This window comes from Caulobacter ginsengisoli (genome assembly GCF_030814835.1).
Classification (GTDB): domain Bacteria; phylum Pseudomonadota; class Alphaproteobacteria; order Caulobacterales; family Caulobacteraceae; genus Caulobacter; species Caulobacter ginsengisoli.
On sequence record NZ_JAUSVS010000006.1, the window covers coordinates 210,121 to 228,945 of the forward strand.

16 protein-coding genes are annotated in these 18,825 nt (G+C 70.2%); 8 read left to right on the forward strand and 8 right to left on the reverse strand.

Annotated elements, in window-relative coordinates; genetic code table 11:
• Positions 1-14 precede the first annotated feature (14 nt).
• Positions 15-470: a dUTP diphosphatase gene (gene dut / locus QO010_RS15935; RefSeq protein WP_307350694.1), complete on the forward strand. Its 456-nt coding sequence runs from the start codon at positions 15-17 to the stop codon at positions 468-470.
• A gap of 211 nt (positions 471-681) precedes the next feature.
• Entirely contained in the window at positions 682-1,926 is a 1,245-nt protein-coding gene (locus QO010_RS15940; RefSeq protein WP_307350696.1) for an acetyl-CoA hydrolase/transferase family protein, read from the forward strand.
• A gap of 138 nt (positions 1,927-2,064) precedes the next feature.
• On the opposite strand, the gene mobA is transcribed toward QO010_RS15940, so the two are convergent.
• From mobA to fdhD, 3 genes are read right to left on the reverse strand one after another with little or no spacing between them, the layout of a single operon-like run.
• Positions 2,065-2,601 carry a molybdenum cofactor guanylyltransferase gene (gene mobA / locus QO010_RS15945; RefSeq protein ID WP_307350698.1) on the reverse strand — a complete coding sequence of 179 codons (537 nt, stop codon included), beginning with the start codon at positions 2,599-2,601 and terminating at the stop codon, positions 2,065-2,067.
• Positions 2,598-4,883, reverse strand: coding sequence for an FdhF/YdeP family oxidoreductase (locus tag QO010_RS15950; protein ID WP_307350700.1), 2,286 nt, complete (start codon positions 4,881-4,883; stop codon positions 2,598-2,600). Before QO010_RS15950 ends, mobA begins: the two co-directional genes overlap by 4 nt.
• Entirely contained in the window at positions 4,880-5,704 is an 825-nt protein-coding gene (gene fdhD, locus QO010_RS15955; protein ID WP_307350702.1) for a formate dehydrogenase accessory sulfurtransferase FdhD, read from the reverse strand. The genes QO010_RS15950 and fdhD overlap by 4 nt, the downstream gene beginning before the upstream one ends.
• Before the next feature lie 291 nt (positions 5,705-5,995).
• On the opposite strand from fdhD, the gene QO010_RS15960 reads away from it, so the two are divergent.
• From QO010_RS15960 to QO010_RS15975, 4 genes are all read left to right on the forward strand, one after another.
• Positions 5,996-7,180 (forward strand): PepSY-associated TM helix domain-containing protein, encoded by a 1,185-nt coding sequence (locus tag QO010_RS15960; protein WP_307350704.1) that lies wholly within the window; start codon positions 5,996-5,998, stop codon positions 7,178-7,180.
• Positions 7,181-7,297: 117 nt separating this feature from the next.
• On the forward strand, positions 7,298-9,745 hold the full coding sequence (locus QO010_RS15965) for a TonB-dependent receptor (RefSeq protein WP_307350706.1): 2,448 nt from the start codon (positions 7,298-7,300) through the stop codon (positions 9,743-9,745).
• Positions 9,746-9,758: 13 nt separating this feature from the next.
• Positions 9,759-10,442, forward strand: coding sequence for a Fe2+-dependent dioxygenase (locus QO010_RS15970; protein ID WP_307350708.1), 684 nt, complete (start codon positions 9,759-9,761; stop codon positions 10,440-10,442).
• Positions 10,443-10,720: 278 nt separating this feature from the next.
• Positions 10,721-12,634, forward strand: a complete 1,914-nt coding sequence (locus QO010_RS15975; protein WP_307350710.1) for an ATP-binding protein — start codon at positions 10,721-10,723, stop codon at positions 12,632-12,634.
• A gap of 222 nt (positions 12,635-12,856) precedes the next feature.
• On the opposite strand, the gene QO010_RS15980 is transcribed toward QO010_RS15975, so the two are convergent.
• The 3 genes from QO010_RS15980 to ftsY form a co-directional block, all read right to left on the reverse strand.
• Positions 12,857-13,420, reverse strand: a complete 564-nt coding sequence (locus QO010_RS15980) for a MarR family winged helix-turn-helix transcriptional regulator (RefSeq protein WP_307350712.1) — start codon at positions 13,418-13,420, stop codon at positions 12,857-12,859.
• 90 nt (positions 13,421-13,510) lie between these two features.
• Complete coding sequence (locus tag QO010_RS15985; protein ID WP_307350714.1) at positions 13,511-14,119, reverse strand: inner membrane-spanning protein YciB; 609 nt, start codon at positions 14,117-14,119, stop codon at positions 13,511-13,513.
• The gene (gene ftsY, locus QO010_RS15990) at positions 14,119-15,048 is read right to left on the reverse strand and encodes a signal recognition particle-docking protein FtsY (protein WP_307350715.1); all 930 of its coding nucleotides are present in this window, start codon (positions 15,046-15,048) and stop codon (positions 14,119-14,121) included. Before ftsY ends, QO010_RS15985 begins: the two co-directional genes overlap by 1 nt.
• 414 nt (positions 15,049-15,462) lie before the next feature.
• Between ftsY and QO010_RS15995 the strand changes: the two genes are divergently transcribed.
• Both QO010_RS15995 and QO010_RS16000 read left to right on the forward strand, forming a co-directional pair.
• Positions 15,463-16,095: a trimeric intracellular cation channel family protein gene (locus QO010_RS15995; RefSeq protein WP_307350717.1), complete on the forward strand. Its 633-nt coding sequence runs from the start codon at positions 15,463-15,465 to the stop codon at positions 16,093-16,095.
• Positions 16,096-16,161: 66 nt separating this feature from the next.
• Complete coding sequence (locus tag QO010_RS16000; protein WP_307350719.1) at positions 16,162-17,025, forward strand: alpha/beta hydrolase; 864 nt, start codon at positions 16,162-16,164, stop codon at positions 17,023-17,025.
• On the opposite strand, the gene QO010_RS16005 is transcribed toward QO010_RS16000, so the two are convergent.
• Both QO010_RS16005 and mtaB read right to left on the reverse strand, forming a co-directional pair.
• Positions 17,022-17,468 carry a GFA family protein gene (locus QO010_RS16005; RefSeq protein WP_307350720.1) on the reverse strand — a complete coding sequence of 149 codons (447 nt, stop codon included), beginning with the start codon at positions 17,466-17,468 and terminating at the stop codon, positions 17,022-17,024. The genes QO010_RS16000 and QO010_RS16005 overlap by 4 nt on opposite strands.
• Positions 17,465-18,751 (reverse strand): tRNA (N(6)-L-threonylcarbamoyladenosine(37)-C(2))-methylthiotransferase MtaB, encoded by a 1,287-nt coding sequence (mtaB, locus tag QO010_RS16010; protein ID WP_307350722.1) that lies wholly within the window; start codon positions 18,749-18,751, stop codon positions 17,465-17,467. The genes QO010_RS16005 and mtaB overlap by 4 nt, the downstream gene beginning before the upstream one ends.
• Positions 18,752-18,825 lie beyond the last annotated feature (74 nt).

Genomic DNA, 18,825 nt, shown 5'->3' on the forward strand with positions numbered 1-18,825 from the left:
GAGAGAGCCTTTAAGTGAGCCAAGACCGTCCCAGCGTCCCGATCACCCGCCTGGCTCACAATCCCGACCTGCCGCTGCCGGCCTATGAAACCGAGGCCGCCGCCGGCATGGACCTGCGCGCCGCCATTCCCGAGGACGAGCCGCTTATCCTGGCCCCCATGGCGCGGACGGCGGTGCCGACCGGGCTGGCCTTCGCCCTGCCGCTGGGCTTCGAGGGGCAGATCCGCTCGCGCTCGGGCCTGGCGATCCGGCACGGGATCACCTGCCTGACCGGCACCATCGACGCCGACTATCGCGGCGAGCTGAAGGTGGTGCTGGCCAATCTGGGAGAGACGGATTTCACCATCCGGCGGGGCGACCGCATCGCCCAGCTGATCGTCGCCGCGGTGGCGCGGGCGGCGTGGGAGGAGGTGGCGGAACTGGACGCGACGGTGCGCGGCGCCGGCGGCTTCGGCTCGACGGGGGCTTAGCCCTGCACGCCCGGCATGAACAGGGCGAGGTAGCCCAGAAAGCCCGTGATGAAGGCCAGCGCCCCCACGATCAGGAAGGGCCGCAGGATGTCGTGGCTGTGATCGGCGGCTTGCATCGGTGGCGGTCCTTGGTCCTTCAGGGGCCGGGTTTCAAAGCGGGAAACACTCAGGCGGCGCGAAGGTTGCAGGCGTCGTCTGAACTGAATCTGACATGATTCGCGTCACAGTCGATCTTTTGGCCCGGAAACTCGCCGAACGGGCGAGTATTGGCGGCGGTCGCGTCTTTATCCAGGGCGGTGCGGCAGAACCGCTACAGCTGCTGGAGATTTTCCAGCGCGAACCGGACCTGGCGGCCGGGCTGACCTTCGTCGGGGCGCTGGTCCCGGGGGTGAACCGCCGGGACTGGGCCGCTTGCGGGGCGCGGTCGGAGGGGACGTTCGCCTCGGCCGACTGGCGGGCCAGTTTCGAAGCCGGCCGTTTCACCCTGCGGCCGCAGACCTGGTTCCAGACCTTTGGCTGGTTGGCCCAGACGCCGCTGGACGCGGTGATGATGCAGGTCTCGCCCCCGGACGAGGGCGGGACGTGCTCGCTGGGCGTCGCCGCGGACATGGCCCCGGCGGTGATGGACCGCGCCGTTTTCAAGGCGGGCCTGATCAACCCGGCCATGCCGCGCACCCAGGGGCCTTCGATCCCGCTGGCGGCCTTCGATGTGGTCGCCGAGACCGACGCCCCGCTGCTGACCTATGACGCCGGCGGACTGGACCCGGCCTTCGCGGTGATCGCCGGCAGGATCGCCGAGCTGATCCCCGACGGCGGGGTGCTGCAGTTCGGGGTCGGCAAGGTGGGGGTCGCGGCCCTGGCCGGGCTGGCGGGGCGGCGGGGGCTGAAGATCCATTCCGGCATGGTCACCGAGCCGCTGCTGGACGCGCTCGACGGCGGGGTGCTGGACGAAGTGCTGACCGGCATGGCGATGGGGACGGACGCCCTCTACCGGCGGTGTGGCGAGGACCGCCGCATCCGGTTCGCCCCGTCGAGCTTCACCCACGATGTGCGGGTGTTGGCGGCGATCCCGAAGCTGGTGGCGATCAACTCCTCGCTGGAGGTCGACCTGTTCGGCCAGGCCAATGCGGAGTTCATGGGCGGGCGGCAGATTTCCGGGATCGGCGGGCTGACCGATTTCCTGCGCGGGGCAAGGCTGTCGGAGGGCGGGGTCCCGATCGTCGCCCTGGCGGCGACGGCCAAGGGCGGGAGTCTGAGCCGGATCGTGCCCCGGCTGGAGATGAATGCGGTGTCCGTGCCTCGCGCGGACCTGGCGGTGGTGGTGACGGAGTTCGGGACGGCCGACCTGCGGGGGCTGACGCTCGAGGGGCGGGCCCAGGCGCTGATCGGGGTGGCGGCGCCGCAGCATCGCGACGGGCTCGAGGCGGCCTGGGTGGAGATGCGGCGGGGGATGTAGAAAGTCAAAAAGCCCTTCCCCCGCTGGCGGGGGAAGTGGGCCGACAGCGAAGCTGGAGGCTCGTTGGGGGCCCTTACCCACGGTGGGAATATCCGCCAACGCCGCAAGGACCCCCAACGACCTTCGATGCTGCGCATCTCAGGCCACTTCCCCCGCCAGCGGGGGAAGGTCTTCTGGCCTGTTCACGTTCCGAAATGCCCGCTCGTTCTCGAACAGCAGCTGCGCCCCACCCAGCCGCGCCTGCAGATCTTGGATGGACGGGTGGCCGGCGGCCAGTTCGGCTGTGATGGCGTCCAGCAGATCGACCGACCACAGCGCGCAGAGCGGCTGAGACCCATCGACCGTACGGGCTGAGACGACGCGTGCATCGACAGCCGCCAGGCAAGGGACGAGGTCGGCCGGAACCCTCGGCACATCGCAGGGCAGGGTGGCCAGGCGGCTCGCCCCGATCTCCCGAGCCCAGATCAGCCCCGCCTTGACCCCCGACAGCGGCCCATCCGGATCTCCCGGCGCGTCGGCCAACCCGCCGGGCCCACTCACCGCCAGCGCCATGCAGTGCGGCCGCAACGCGTCCAGCGCCCAGTCCAGCAGCGGCCGGCCGTCCAGCAGCGCCGCCGCCTTGTCCGAGCCGAAGCGGCTGGACCTTCCCCCGGCCAGGACGAGGCCGGCGATCATCCGGCCCGCATCAGCCGCACGGGCATGGACTTGTAGGCCGGGGTGCCGCTGCGCCTGTCGTGGTCGGCCAGGGCCAGCAGGGGGTTGGCCTCGGGGTAGTAGGCGGCAAGGCAGCCGGTCGGGAGGACCCGTTCGACGACAGTGAAGCCGGCCAGGCGGCGGACATGGCCCCCATTTGGGCCGGTATCGGCGAAGGCGGCGACCACGTCGACGAGGTCGCCGTCGGCCAGGCCTCTCGCCTTGAGGTCGGCGGGGCTGGCGAAGATGACGTCCCGGCGGCCGGAGACGCCGCGGTAGCGGTCGTTCAGGCCGTAGATGGTGGTGTTGTACTGGTCGTGGCTGCGCACGGTGGTCAGCAGCAGCACGTCGGGATCGCCGCGCCGGGGGTCATCGCCGTCGGCCTGGTAGGGGATGAAGTTGGCCTTGCCGCTGGCCGTCTTCCAGATCCGCTCGGAGGGCGGGACGGGCAGGCGGAAGCCGCCGGGCGTCAGGATGCGCTGGTTGTAGCCGGTGAAGGTCTCGGGGAAGACCTGCTCGATCAGGTCGCGCACCTTGCCGTAGTCGGCGACCAGGCCCCGCCAGTCGACGCCGGTGTCGGGGCCCAGCAGGGCCAGGGCCAGTTCGGCGACGATCCAGGGTTCGGAACGGAGGTGCTCGGAGGCCGGCGGGTTGAGGCCTCTGGAGGCATGGACCATCGACATGGAGTCCTCGACCGTCACCGCCTGGCGCCCGCCGGCCTGGTCGTCGCGCTCGGTGCGGCCCAGGCAGGGCAGGATGTAGCTCTCGCGGCCGCAGAGCAGCTGGGTGCGGTTGAGCTTGGTGGCGACGGTGACGGTGAGGTCGAGGCCGGTGAGGGCGGGGAAGGTGGCGGCCGGGTCGGGGGCGGCGACGGCGAAGTTGCCGCCCAGGCTGATCAGCGCCTTGCTCCCGCCGTCGCGCATGGCGGCGATGGCCTCGACCACGGTGTGGCCGTGGTGTTGCGGCGGCCGGAAGCCGAAGACCTTTTCGATATTGTCCAGCAGGGCCTGGGTCGGCTTTTCCGCCACCCCGACGCTGCGGGCGCCCTGGACGTTGGAATGGCCGCGCAGGGGGCAGATGCCGGCGCCGGGCCGGCCGATATTGCCGCGGATCAGCAGCAGGTTGGCCAGCTGATGGACGGCGCTCGAGGAGGAGCGGTGCTGGGTGATGCCCATGCCGTAGCAGAGGATCACGGCTTTCGAGCGGGCGTAGATGGCGGCGGCTTCTTCCAGGTCGGCTCGGGTCAGGCCGCTCTGCGCCTCGATGGTCGGCCAGTCGGCGGCGTCGACGGTTTCGGCGAGGGCCTCGAAGCCGGCCGTGTGCTCGACGACGAAGGGCCAGTCGATGACCTGGCCGCCGGCGCGATCGGCCGCCAGCAGGGCCTTGAGCATGCCGGTGACGGCGGCGGCGTCGCCCCCGACCGCGACCTGGAAATAGCGCGAGGCGATGTCGGTCCCGGTCAGGGTGGCCATCTCGACCGGGTCCTGGGGCGAGGCGAACTTCTCCAGCGCCCGCTCGCGCAGCGGGTTGAAGACCACGATGGCCGCCCCGCGCTTGGCGGCGGCCCGCAGGGTGGACATCATCCGCGGGTGGTTGGTGCCGGGGTTGTGGCCGAAGGAGAAGACCGCGTCGCAGAGGTCGAAGTCCTCCAGGGTGACGCTGCCCTTGCCCATGCCGATGGCGTCCGGCAGGGCCACGCTGGTCGGCTCGTGGCACATGTTGGAGCAGTCGGGGAAGTTGTTGGTCCCGAACTTCCGCCCCATCAGCTGGAACAGGAAGGCCGCCTCGTTGGAGGCCCGGCCCGAGGCGTAGAACTCGGCCTGGTCGGGACTGGAGAGGCCGCGCATGACCTCGCCGATGCGGTCGAATGCCCCGGCCCAGTCGATGCGGCGATAGCGGTCCGTGGCGCGGTCATAGACCATCGGCTCGGTCAGCCGGCCCAGGTCCTCCAGGGCGTGGTCGCTCCAGGTCAGCAGTTCGGCGACGGTGTGGGCGCCGACGACCTCGGGGGTGGCCCGCTTGGTGGTCGATTCCCAGGCGACGGCCTTGGCCCCGTTCTCGCAGAACTCGAAGCTGGAGGTGTGCTTGGGGTCGGGCCAGGCGCAGCCGGGGCAGTCGAAGCCGTCCGGCTGGTTGGCCGACAGCAGCGAGCGGCCGCCCTCGACCACGGTCTCCTGGTCGCTCAGGGCGCCGGCGACCGCACGGAGGGCGCCCCAGCCACCGGCGGGCTTACGGTAGGTCTTGACGCCTTTGACCTTGGTCATGGGGCGATCCTCCGGGGACCGGCGAAGACCGCGAAGCCGTCGGAACGGGCCAGGGCGACCAGGGAGAGGTTGGCCTCCTCGGCCTTGCGGATGGCCAGCGCCGTGGGGGCCGAGATGGCGACCAGCAGCGGGAAACCCGCCATGGCGGCCTTCTCGACCATCTCGTAGGAGCAGCGGCTGGTAACGAGGACGAAGCCGTCGGAGGGCCTGAGCCCCTGGCGGGCGGCGGCGCCGACGATCTTGTCGAGGGCATTGTGGCGGCCGACGTCCTCGCGCACGGCCAGCAGGGTTCCGTCGGCGGAGGCGAAGGCGGCGGCGTGCATGGCGCGGGTCAGCTTGCCGAGCGCCTGCTGGTCTTCCAGGGCGTCGAGGGCGGCCTCGATGGCGGCCTGGGTGAGGGCGGGGCTGTCCGGGAGGCGGGGCAGGGGCCGCACGGCGGCGGCCAGCCGTTCGACGCCGCAGAGGCCGCAGCTGGAGCGGCCCTCGAGGCTACGGCTGCGGGCCCGGGCTCTGGACTTGCGGGCGGATTCGGCGAGAGTCAGGCGGACCTGCACGCCCTGCGCCAGGATCTCGGTGTCGATCGCCTCGATCTGGTCGAGGGTGGCCACCCGCTCGGTGAGGGTGAAGCCGACGGCCAGGTCCTCGACCTCGGCGGGGGTGGCCATCAGCACGGCGTGGGGGCGGTTGTCATAGATCAGGCCGATGGGGGTCTCGTCGGCCAGGGGGCGGGTGATGGCTTCCCCGCCGCCGCCGCGCCGCCACTGGCGGGCCGGGCGGGTTTGGGTCGTGCTGAACACTGGAAACTGTGGCGCGTCGTCCATGCGGAGAGACTACGCCGCCGCCCACCGGCTTAGAACCCCTCCTCCTCGATGGAGGAGGGGCAGGGGTGGTGGTGTGCGCTCGGTGTCAGGGGAAGGGTGCGGGGTGGCGACCACGCCTCCCTGAGCGCTTCCGGAAACGCTGTGCCACCATCACCATCCCCGCCCTTCCTCAGCCTGCCCTCGGGCGGGCCGGGCGAGGCCCGACCCGGGGGAGGAGGAAGGGAGAAACAAGAGGATTGCAGTTGAGAAGCGTTTGCACTAGCGCTTCAGCCTCATCATCGGAGCCCGCCCGTGACCCGTTCCCTGCTCGGCCGCCTGCGTCGCCTCTGGCTGGATGTGCATCTCTGGCTGGGGGTGGGGCTGTTCGTGCTGACGGTTCCGCTGGGGCTGTCGGGGGCGTACCTGGTCTGGCATGACGGCTTCGACCGGCTGACCCATCCGGGCCGCTATGCGGTCAGCCGGAGCGCCGAGGTCGTTCCGGCCTCCACCCTGCTGGACGCCGCCCGCGCGGCGCTGGGCCAGCGGGCGACCCCGACCCAGCTGCGCCTGCCCGAGGACGAGGGCGGGCCCGCCACCGTGCAGGGCCGGGTTCCCGGACCCGTGGCGGCCGGGGCGCGGCCGAAGACCCTGACCGCCTTCCTCGACCCGGCCACCGGCAAGGTGCTGGAGGTGGTCGACACCGAGGCCTCGTTCACCCGGATCATGCACCGCCTGCACGGCCAACTGCTGGTTACGACGCCGGGGCTGGGGCGCAAGATCGTCGGCTGGCTGGGCTGGGCGATGACGGTTTCCTGCCTGACGGGCCTTTGGCTCTGGTGGCCGCGCAACGGACGGGTGCTCAAGGCCCTGCGCTGGCGGCGCTCACCCTCGACCTGGAACAACCTGCACCACATGGTCGGCTTCTGGGTGCTGGTCCCGCTGCTGATCCTGTCCCTGACCGGGGTCTATATTTCCTTCCCGCAGACCGCCCGCGCCCTCTTCGGGGTCGCTCCGCCGGCGGCGCAGCGCGGCGGCATGCCCGGGATGGGCGGCCCACGGCGCACCCCGCCGCCGCCCCTGGCCGAGACCAGGCTGACCATCGACGAGGCCGTTCAGGCGGCCCAGGCCGAGACCCCCGGCGTGCTGACCGCGGTGACCCTGCCGACCAAGGGCAAGGCCCCGGCCTGGCGGGTGGCCCTGAAGGTGGACGGCCTGGACGCGCCGGTCACCGTGCGGGTGGACGATGCCAGCGGCGAGGTCCGCCAGGGCGGCGGCCCCGACGGCCCGGCCGCGCAGGACCCGCTGTCGCGCTGGATGCGCCGGCTGCATGACGGCGACGACATGGGTCCGGTCTGGCAGGCGCTGATCTTCCTGGCCGGCCTGGCCCCCGCCCTGCTGGGGACCAGCGGCACGATCATGTGGCTGCATCGCCGGCATCTGCGCAAGGCGATCCGGCATGGTCACGATGCGGGCCACGACACGGCTGCGACAAGCTGACGTTTTTGAGAACGATTCTCATTGCGAGTCTGAAACAAGCCATCTAAGAACGACTCGCAATCGCAGTTTCGGGGGCGGGCCACAGTCTGGCGCCGCCGGGTTCCAGAGGTCAGTTTCATGCGTCGTTATCAGGGTCAGGGCGTCACCGCCCGCGCCGGTTCGTCTCTCCGTCGCGCGCCTCTGCGGATGGCCGCCCTGGCCGGCGTCGCGGGGCTGAGCCTGGCCCCGGGCCTGGTCCATGCCGAGGCGGCCACGGCCGCGACGGCCGATGCGGCTGACGCCGCCGACGCGGCGGACTCCGCCAACACCGTCTCCTCGGTCAACGTCCAGGCCCCCAAGCAACTGCTCGACATGGCCGCCGCCCCGACCTCGGTGCAGGACACCCCCCAGACCGTCCAGGTGATCAACCAGGACGAACTGCGCGCCAAGGGCGTCAGCAGCCTGGAGCAGGCCCTGCGCAGCGTGCCCGGCATCACCATCGCCATCGGCGAGGGCGGCACGCTCAGCGGCGACCAGTTCAAGATTCGCGGCTTCGACGCCAAGGACGATGTCTATGTCGACGGCCTGCGCGACTTCGGCGTCTACAGCCGCGACAGCTTCCCCTACGAGGAGGTCCAGGTCCTCAAAGGCCCCTCGGGCGCCCTGTTCGGCCGCGGCTCGGTGGGCGGGGCGATCAACACCGTCTCCAAGAAGCCCAATACCGGCGAGGCCGAGACGACGCTCGACCTGTTCGGCGGTTCGGGCGGCTATGTCCGCGCCCTGGCCGACGTGAACATCCCCCTGGGCGATGCGACCGCCCTGCGCATCAACCTGATGGGCCAGTCCAGCCGGGCCGTCGACCGCGATGTGATCCAGGACGAGCGCTGGGGCGTGGCTCTCGCCCTGGGCCTGGGCCTGGGGACCGACACCAGCCTGAACCTGAACTATGTCCACCAGAACGACGAGCGCATCCCCGACTACGGCATCATCATCGTCCAGAAGCCGGGCGACCTGATCGCCCGCCCGGCCAGCTCGTACAATGTCGGCGTCGATCGCTCGACCTTCACCGGCTATTCGGAAGATATCGACCAGACCCAGGCCGACGTCGTCACCGCCCGGTTCTCCAAGACGTTCGGCAATGGCTGGGTGGTCACCAACGACAGCCGGGTCGGGGTCTATTCCCGCTATTTCGCCTATTCGACCACCGACCAGTGCAACGCGACCTGCACGGCCAACCTGTTCGACGGCAACCCGGCCACCGCGCCCAACGCCGGCATGGGCGGCGGCGGCCCCTATGACATGGACGCCTGGGGCGCCCAGAACCTGACCACCCTGAAGGGCGAGTTCGAGGCCCTGGGCCTGCGCAACCTGGTGATCGCCGGCCTGGACGTCAGCTACCAGTCCAACGACAAGACCTTCAGCTTCTACACCCTGCCGGCCGGGGTCACGGCGCGGAACCTGATCCCGCGCAATCTGACGGGGCCAGACCGGCGCTATCCGGCCGGCTATGCGGTCTATCACCCGACCGCCAGCAACGTCTGTCCGGCCGCCCCGCGCGTCTGCACGGCGACGGCGACCTCGGTCCTGACCACCAGCGGCGACGCCACCGACTTCGGGGTCTTCCTGACCGACCGTCTGTGGCTGACCGACCAGGTCTCGCTGATCGGCTCGGTGCGCTGGGAGCGCTACAGCGCCCGCTATGACGCCATCGCCGTCAACGGGACGGCCACCCGCATCAAGTCCAAGTCCGACCTGGTCAGCCCGCGCCTCAGCCTGGTCTGGGAGCCGGCCGAGGACCGCACGGTCTATGTGACCTGGGGCCGCTCGGAGACGCCGCAGGGGACCTCGGTGGTCGGGGCCGGGACCAACCTGACCCTGGCGGCCCGGGATCTGGAGCCCGAGATCGCGACGACCTGGGAACTGGGTTCCAAGCTGGGCTTCCTCGATGGCCGGCTGAACGTCAGCGCCGCCGTCTTCAAGGTCGAGAAGAACAACGCCACCCAGACCGATCCGGGCACCGGCTTCCTGCTGGCCCAGTCGGGGGAAAAGCAGGAGGTCAAAGGCCTGGAACTGGGGACCACCGCCCAGATCACCCCCGACTGGTCGGTGGCGCTGAACTACGCCTATCTGGACAGCGAGACGCTGGAATCCTTCACCAACTGCTCGGCGACGACGCTGGAATGCGGGGCGGGGGTTCCGATCGGCACCCCGACCCTGAACCGCTTCGTGGTCGGCCGGCCGGTGATCTTCACCCCGAAGAACTCCGGCAGCTTCTACACCACGCTCGACCTGGACAGCCTGGTGACCGGCCTCACCGCCGGCGGCGGGGTCACCTATCAGAGCAGCATGCCGGTCCGCTACACGGTGACCCGCGTGGCGCCGGCCCCCTCGCGGCTGTCGCTGATCGCCGAGATCCCCGACAGCCTCAGCCTGGACGCCTATGTCGCCTGGCAGGTCGGCGACTGGCGGGTGGCCGTCAATGGCTACAACCTGACCGACCGGCTGAACTACAGCCAGGCGTTCGGCAACCGTGGCGTCCCGGCGGCGGGCCGCACCTTCATCCTGTCGCTCGGCCGGAAGTTCTGACAAAACCGGCCCCATGCTGATCCAGGTTCCCGCCCTGCTGTCGCCCCAGGAAGTCGCGGACGCCCGCGGCGTCCTCAGCGGCGGCGACTGGGTCGACGGGCGGGTGACGGCGGGCGCCCAGTCGGCCCTGGCCAAGCACAACCTGCAGATCCCGGAAGAGGCGCCCCAGGCCCGGGCCCTGGGCGAGACCATCCTGACTGCCCTGGGCCGCAACCCTTTGTTCGTCTCCGCCGCCCTGCCGCTGAAGGTCTTCCCGCCGCTGTTCAACCGCTATGACGCCGGGATGAAGTTCGACGAGCATGTCGACAACGCCATCCGCTTCGCGAAAGGCGCGGGCGTCCGCTACCGCACCGACCTGTCGGCCACCCTGTTTCTCAGCGACCCGGACGATTATGACGGCGGTGAGCTGATTATCGAGGATACCTACGGCGAACATGCGGTGAAGCTGGCCGCCGGCGACCTGATCCTCTACCCCGCCTCCAGCCTGCACCGGGTGGCGCCCATCACCAGGGGCTCGCGCTGGGCGTCCTTCTTCTGGGTGCAGTCGATGATCCGCGACGACGGCCGCCGCACCCTGCTGTTCGACCTGGACCAGTCGGTCCAGGCGTTGGGCGGCCGGCTAGGCGCGGACGATCCCCAGGTCGTCTCGTTGACCGGCGCCTATCACAACCTCCTGCGGATGTGGGCGGAGGTTTAGGCGTTCAGCCGCCGCCAGGACTCTCCTCGCCCCTAGGGCGAGGTGGCCCGGAGGGCCGGAGTGGGGAGCGATTACAGCACATAAGAAAAGGCGTTCCCCCGCCGGCGAGGTTTCGTTCTGCCCATGTGTGCCGGGCGTGCTCCCCACTCCGTCAGCTTCGCTGCCACCTCGCCCTAGGGGCGAGGAGAGAGCAGAGCACTGGCCCATCCCCTGCGACCGGACGTCGCGATCCGCCTCTGCAAACCGATGATTCACGCCTCCGGCCTAGGGTGGCGGGAATGAGCGACGGAAAGAATTTCCGCAGACCCAAACGCACGCCCTCGAGCGTCCGGTTCGACGCGGCCGGCTGGTTCTTCGAGAATGCGCTCGACATCTTCATCGTCATCGACAGCGAAGGGGTGATCCAGGAGGTCAATCCGGCCTGGGAGCGGGTCACCGGCTGGCTGCGCGACCAGACGCTGGACCGCCCGGTGCTCGACTTCATCCTGCCCGAGAGCCAGGCCGAGGGCCGGGCCACCGCCCAGCGCATGCGCAAGGATGGCTTCGCGCTCAACTGCCTGAAGGTGAGGACCAAGGAGGGCGGCTGGCTGTGGCTGGAGGGCCGCTCCAGGCTGGGTCCCGACAACGAGATGATCGGCACCATGCGCGACGTCACCCTCGAGCGCGACCGCGAGGACGAGCTGGCGGCGGCCCGCCGGACCCGCGCGATGCTGTCCGAGGCGGCCGGGATCGGCAGCTGGAACTTCGAGCCGGAGCGGGGGGTGATCGAGTGGTCGCACGACATCACCGTGCTGACCGGCTGGACCCAGAGCGAGATCGGCGACCCCGACGACTTCAACGCCAAACTGCATCCCGACGATGTCGAGGCGGCCAGGAAGGCCTTCGCCCGGGGCGCCCTGAAGGGGATCGGGACCAGCATCGATCACCGGATGATCACCAAGGACGGCCGCTGGCTGACCCTGCGCGCCACCTTCCGCACCGAGCCCCGGGCCAGCGGCCGGTTCGCGCTGAAGGGCATCTCGCAGGACGTCACGGCCATGGCGGAGGCCAGGGACGCGGCCCTGGCGGCCGGCGAGGCCAAGGCCCGCTTCCTGGCCAATATGAGCCACGAGCTGCGCACCCCGATGAACGGGGTGATGGGGGTCATGCACCTTCTGAAGAAGGAGCCGATGTCGCCCGACGCCCAGCGGCTGCTGGCCGAGGCGGCGGGCTGCGGCGAGATGCTGGCGACCCTGCTGGACGATGTCATCGACTTCTCGCGCATCGAGGCCGGCGCCCTGGAACTGACCGACGAGCCGGTCGATGTCGGCGCCCTGCTGCAGGGCGTGGCCGGCCTGATGCAGGCCCAGGCGGCGGCCAAGGATGTCGAACTGCGGCTGGTCGGCGAGACGGCGCTGGGCTGGGTGCGGACCGATCCGGTGCGCCTGCGCCAGGCCCTGTTCAACCTGGTCGGCAACGCGGTGAAGTTCACCCTGAAGGGCAGCGTCACCATCCTCGCCCGGCGTCTCGATGGGGATGGGCTCAGCTTCGAGATCGCCGACACCGGGGTCGGCATTCCGCTGGAGGCCCAGGCCGGCCTCTTCGAGCGCTTCCACCAGGCCGACGCCTCGACCACCCGCCGGTTTGGCGGCTCGGGCCTGGGTCTGGCCATCACCCGGCGGCTGGCCCAGATGATGGGCGGCGATGTCAGCTTCGTCTCGATCCCGGGCCAGGGCTCGACCTTCCAGCTGGAGATTGTCGCCCCGGCCTGCCCCGCCCTGGCGATGTCGGAACAGGCCCGCGGCGAATTCCTCGAGGGCCTCAAGGTGCTGGTGGTCGAGGACAACCCGACCAACCGCCTGGTGGCCACCCGCCTGCTCGAGGCCCTGGGCTGCCAGGTCGAGACCGCCGCCGACGGCGAGCTGGGGGTCGAGGCGGCGTCTCAGGGAAGTCACGACCTGATCCTGATGGATATCCAGATGCCCGGCATCGACGGCCTGGAGGCCACGCGCCGCATCCGCGCCCTGACCAGCGCGGCCGCCCGCATCCCGATCATCGCCCTGACCGCCAACGTCCTGGCCCACCAGACCCAGGCCTACCGCGCCGCCGGCATGGACGGGGTCGTCGGCAAGCCGATCTCGCCCCCGGTGCTGCTGGGCGAGATCGCCCGGATCGCGGGCGGGGATGGGGATGAGGCGGCCTGGGTGGCTTAGAACTCCGCCCCCGTAGGGGGCGGACGGCCCGCCCGAGGCGCGCTTGCAGCGCGCCCGTGGCCGGCCCGGTGGGGGTGTTTGGGCAGAGGCTGGGGCCGACCGGCTTCTATCGGGCTGACTGCAAAACACCCCAGCGTAACCGGGAAACGGCGCGCCCTTGCCCGAAGACCCCCTCCTGACCGCGCTCTGGCGCGGTCGTCCTCCCCCTACGGGTGAGGAGCTTTACTCCACCGCTTCCTTCACGGTTTTCGCCGCTTTCTTTTTCTTCTTCTCCGCCTTGGCCGCCTTGCGCTCGGCCTTTTCCGCCTTGTCCTTCTTGACCTTCTCGGGCCTGGCCTCGTCGCCGGTCAGCAGCCGCAGCAGGTCGACGAACACATCCCGCTTGCCGCGCGGCAGCAACGCCAGCAGCTGGGCGTCGGCCGCCGTCGCCTGGGGGGCGGCGGCGTCGAGGGCGGCCCGGCCGGCCTCGGTCAGGTGGACGGCGTTGGCCCGGGCGTCGGCCTTGGAGCGTTCGCGGGCCAGGAGGTCCTTGCCGATCATCCGGGCCACCAGCTCGGCCAGGGTCGAGCGGTCGATGCCGGTGGCGGCCACCAGCTCGGCCTGGGCGGCGCCCTCACGGGCGGCCACGGCGGCCAGCACCGCATACTGACGCTGTGTCACCGCCCCGGCCGGACCGGCGGCGGCGTAGAAGTCCAGCGCCCGCTGCTGGGCGCGGTGCAGCAGATGGCCCGGCGAGCGGTCCAATGTTCCGTCCGAGTGTTTCGAACCCGTCTTGGTCTTGGCCATCGCCGTATTCCCCGTTGACGGAGAAACCCTATAGTCCAGCAATCACGTCGGTTTGACGACAGACATTCCGTGGGCGGTTCTAATCGCTCCTCACTCGTCAGGCGCGACCGGCTTGTCGCCGACATGCAGGGCCTCCGCCTCGCCGGCGCTCTTCATGATCAACGGCACCTGGCTGAAGGAGAACAGCAGCGCCAGGACCTGCAGGCCGGGAAAGCGGAAGAAGGTCCAGGTGGTGTCGCTCTGTGTGCGCCAGACCACCTCGTTGAGCGCGGCGACGAACAGGAAATACAGGCCATAGCGCAGGGTCAGGGTCCGCCAGCCGGCGTCGGTCAGGTGCAGGGCCTCGCCGATCAGATGCTTGAGCGGGTTGCGCTTCAGCACCGTGCCGCCCAGCAGAAAGACGGCGAAGGCCAGGTTGATGATGGTCGGCTTGACCTTCAGGAACCGGGTGTCGTGGAAGATGAGGGTCAGGCCCCCGAACACCAGGGCCGCCCCGCCGGCCAGCAGCGGCATGGTCGCCAGCCGCTTTTCGAAGACGAAGCCGACGATGAGGCCAATGGCGCTGCCGGCCACCAGCCACCAGGTGGCCTCCATCAGGTTCCGGTGGATCAGAAAGCCGATCAGGAAGAGGACAAGGCCGCCGTAGTCGACGGCCGGGCGGACCCATTTGGGATTCTTGCGGGGTTCCACGGTCGCCATCACGCCTCCAGCCCAACCAGCGAACGCGAAAAGGCCCGCGCGTCGAAAGGTTGCAGATCCTCGATGCCTTCGCCGACCCCGATCAGCTTGATCGGTGAGTCCGAGGCCTGGGCCACCGGCACCAGCACCCCGCCCCGGGCGGTGCCGTCCAGCTTGGTCATCACGATGCCGGAGACCCCGATCTGGTTGCCGAACATGTTTTCCTGGGCGAGCGCATTGCGCCCGACCGTGGCGTCGAGGACCAGCAGGGTCTCGTGCGGGGCGTCGGGATCGATCTTCTTGACCACCCGGATGACTTTCAGGAGCTCGTCCATCAGGCCCTGCTTGTTCTGCAGCCGCCCGGCGGTGTCGATCAGCACCACGTCATAACCCTCGGCCCGGCCCTTCTCGATGGCGTCATAGGCCAGGCCGGCGGCGTCCGCCCCGGTCGGCCTGGACATGAAGTCGGCCCCGGCCCGGTCGGCCCAGATCTTCAGCTGCTCGACGGCGGCGGCCCGGAAGGTGTCGCCGGCCGCTATGAGGACCTTGGCGCCCTTGCCGGTCAGGTCGGCGGCGATCTTGCCCAGGGTGGTGGTCTTGCCCGAGCCGTTGACCCCGATGAACAGCACCACATAGGGCTTGGGGCCGGCGAGGGGGTCGAACTCGCCCTGGCGGGGGATCAGCTCCTTGGCCACCGCCTCGGCCAGGGCCTCCTTGACCTCGTCCTCGGAGGCCGACTTGCCGAACCGCGCCTCGCCGAAGGCCTTGGTGATCCGCGCGGCGGCATGGGGGCCCAGGTCCGCCTCGATCAGCATTTCCTCGAGGGCGTCGAGCTGTTCCTGGTCGAGCGGCTTGCGGAAGATCTCCGCCACCTGCTCGGTCATCGCCTTGGACGAGCGGGAGAGACCGCTGGTCAGCCGCTGGAACCAGCCTTGTTTCTGTTCTGCCATGGGCGGCCTTTAGCCTGCCGGCCTCGCGGCGTCACCCTTTGCGCGGCGCGGGAGAGATTTTGTCCACGAACCACACGAACCACACGAACGGGTGGGCGTGACGGTTTGCGCTTTGCGGCGGGTTCGGCTTGAAAGAATGCCGCTTCGCGGGAAGGAAGAGAAGTTTAAGGGAAGAAGAGCAAGCGATAGCGGCATCGCTGGATGCGCCGCAGGCTGTCCTTCCGATTTGATCGCCTGCGGCGCTTCGGGGTTGCCCCTACCCCTTGCTCTTCTTCGCTTCCTTATCTTCCTGTCGCGAAGCGACCCAAAACCCACGCCTGACCGAGTCACGGCGTCGGCGGACCCAGCCCCCGTTCGTGTGGTTCGTGTGGTTCGTGGACTCCCTTCTTCTCGCAGGCGCGCTAGACAGCACCCATGAGCGTCATCGACACCGCCATCCTGGTCCTCGACTACGCCGCCGTGGCCGTGTTCGGCGCCACCGGGGCGCTGGCGGCGGCGCGGCGCAAGCATGACATCGTCACCTTCGCCTTCTTCTCGGCGGTGACCGGGGTGGGCGGCGGCACGCTGCGGGACCTGTTGATCGGGGCGCCGGTGATCTGGGTGCAGCGGCCGGGCTATCTGCTGGTCTGCCTGGCGGCGGCGGTCGTGGTCTGGCTGACCGGGCGGCGGACCTGGCGGTTCTCGGCGCTGCTGTGGCTGGATGCGCTGGGCATGGCCGCCTACGCGGTGGTCGGGGCGGCCAAGGCGCTGGGGCTGGGCGTGCATCCCATCGCGGCGGCGGTGATGGGGGTGCTGACGGCCTGTTTCGGCGGGGTGATCCGCGACGTGCTGGCGAACGAGCCCTCGGTGCTGCTGCGGCGGGAGATCTATGTCAGCGCGGCCCTGCTGGGGGCGGCGGTGTTTGTCGGCCTGGCGAGCCTGGGCGTCGACCAGCTCCTGGCCGGCGGCATCGGGTTCGCGGTGGCGCTGGGCGTGCGGGCCGGGGCCATCTTGTTTGGCTGGTCGCTGCCGGGCTTTCCGGGGCCGGAGGAGGAAGACCGCCCCTGACCAATCCGCCGCCGCCGGCCCTGCGTATCAGCGGGAAACCGGGAGGCCAGGATGCGGCAGGAGAGCATGCAGGATTTCACTTTCGACGCTGAGGGCGTGACGCTGTCGGGCTGGGTCATGCGGCCGCCGCGCCGGACAGGCCCCGCGCCGGTCATCGTGCTGTCGCATGGCCTCTCGGCGGTGAAGGCCCAGCACATCCCGCGCTTCGCGGCGGCCTTCGCCGAGGCCGGCTTCGTCTGCATGGCCTATGACCACCGCAATTTCGGAACCAGCGGCGGAACCCCGCGCCAGGAGGCCGACCCCTGGCGGCAGGTGCGCGACATGCGCATCGCCATCTCCCATGCCCGAACCCTGGAGGGGGTCGATCCCGAGCGGCTGGGCCTGTGGGGCACCAGCTATTCCGGCGGCCATGTGCTGAGCGTCGCGGCCCGGGACTCCCGGGTCAAATGCGTGGTCAGCCAGGCGCCCATCACCCACGGCTATGAAACCCTGACCCGCTCGATTTCGCCCGAGGTGATGACGGGCTTAAGGGCCTGGATCGCCCAGGACGCCGACGCCCGGGCCCGGGGCGAGGCGCCGGTGATGGTCAACACCTTCGAGCCGGGCGAGGAGGGCTGGGACTGCCTGATGGCCGGCCACGAGACCACCGGCTACAGCCCGCAGCTGACCCTGCAGAGCCGGGACATGATCTTCAGCTACGCCCCCGCCGAACTGATCGCCCAGATCGCCCCGACCCCGCTGCTGATGGTCATCGCCGACACCGACGTCATCACCCCCACCGACCTGCAGGAACAGGCCTTCGCCCAGGCGGGCGAACCCAAGCGGCTGCATGTGATCAAGGGCGCCCGGCATTTCGACGTCTACGAGAGCCATTTCGACGAGGCCAGCGCGGCAGCCCGCGACTGGTTCGTCCAGCACCTGAAACCTTAGGTGTCACGGTCCGGGTGCTGGTTGGAGACCACGGCGGCATAGTGGCCGGCGGCGGCTTCGGATTCCTCGGGCGAGCGGTGCGGGATGTCGCCGACATCCATGACCCAGGGCGGGGCCGTGTCGGTGGCCATCTGCACGACCGGCACGATGTCCGCCGGCTCATCGAAGGCGAAGATGGCCAGGTCCGTGACCTTGTCGCTCCATTCGAAGGTCAGGGGCGTGCCGCAGGCGCTGCAGAAGCCGCGCCTGACCAGGTTGGAGCTCTGGAAGCGGCTGGGCGCGCCGCGCGTCCAGGTCAGGCGGTCGGTCTTGACCGAGACCAGCGCGCCATAGGGCCCGCCGAACGCCTTCTGGCACATGCGGCAGTGGCAGAGGCTGGGGCGGCCCAGATCGCCCTCGACCTTGAAGCGGACGGCGCCGCACTGGCAGCCGCCGCTCCTCACGCCAGCACCGCCCAATCTTGCACTGCTATGGCGCGGACGCCGTCATGGCCGGTGATCTTGAAGGGGACGATCTCGCCCACCGGAGCGGGGCCCTCGAAGGCCAGTTCGGTGAAGTCGTCGGCGCGGGCGACGCCGGGCTTTTCGACCAGGCCGTTCAGGGTGCGGCCAACCTGGGCGTCCAGGTGGCGGGTCAGGGCGGCGGCCCCGGCTTCGCGGAGGCGGCGGGCGCGGTCCTTGATGGCCTTGCCGTTCACCGGCGGCATGCGGGCGGCGGGCGTGCCGGGGCGGGCGCTGTAGGGGAAGACGTGCAGGAAGGCGAGGCCCGCCTCATCGACCAGGTCCAGGGTGTTCTGGAAGGCCGCCTCGCTCTCGGTCGGGAAGCCGGCGATGAAGTCGGCCCCGAACGCCGTCTCGGGGCGGACGGCGCGGACATCGGCGATCAGCTTCAGGGCGTCGGCGCGCAGGTGGCGGCGCTTCATGCGCTTGAGGATCAGGTCGTCGCCGACCTGCAGCGACAGGTGCAGGTAAGGCATCAGCCGGGGCTCTTCGGCGAGGCACCGCATCAGGTCCGGGTCGATCTCGGCCGCGTCGATGGAGGAGAGGCGCAGACGCGGCAGGTCGGGGACCAGCTTGAGGATGCGGGCGACGAGCTGGCCCAGGGTCGGCTGGCCGGGCAGGTCGGCGCCCCAGCTGGTCAGGTCGACCCCGGTCAGCACCACTTCTCGGTAACCTTCGGCCGTGAGGCGGCCGATCTGACTGACGACCTGGCCGGCGGGGACCGAGCGGCTGGCGCCACGCCCGAAGGGAATAATGCAGAAGGTGCAGCGGTGATCGCAGCCGTTCTGGACCTCGACATAGGCCCGGGCCCGGTCGCGCAGGCCGTCGATCAGGTGGCCGGCGGTCTCGGTGACGCTCATGATGTCGTTGACGCGGATGCGGGCGCCGTCAGCGGCCAGAGCGCCGGGCGAAGCCTTGTCGGCGTTGCCGACCACCAGGTCGACCTCGGGCATGGCGGCGAAGGCGGCGGGGTCGATCTGGGCGGCGCAGCCGGTGACGATCAGTCGGGCGTCCGGCCGCTCGCGGCGGGCGCGGCGGATGGCCTGGCGGGCCTGGCGCACGGCCTCGCCGGTGACGGCGCAGGTGTTGAAGACCACGGCGTTGGAGAGCCCGTCGGCCTGGGCCTGGGCGCGAATCTGCTCGGACTCATAGCCGTTCAGCCGGCACCCGAAGGTGACGACCTCGACCTCGGGGGTCTGGGCGATGATGGCGGCGGTGTCGCTCATGATCCAAACGCAAGCGGGCGGCCAACGCGGCCGCCCTTGGCGCGGGCTATAGCAAACTTTGGGCGGAAGGGCGA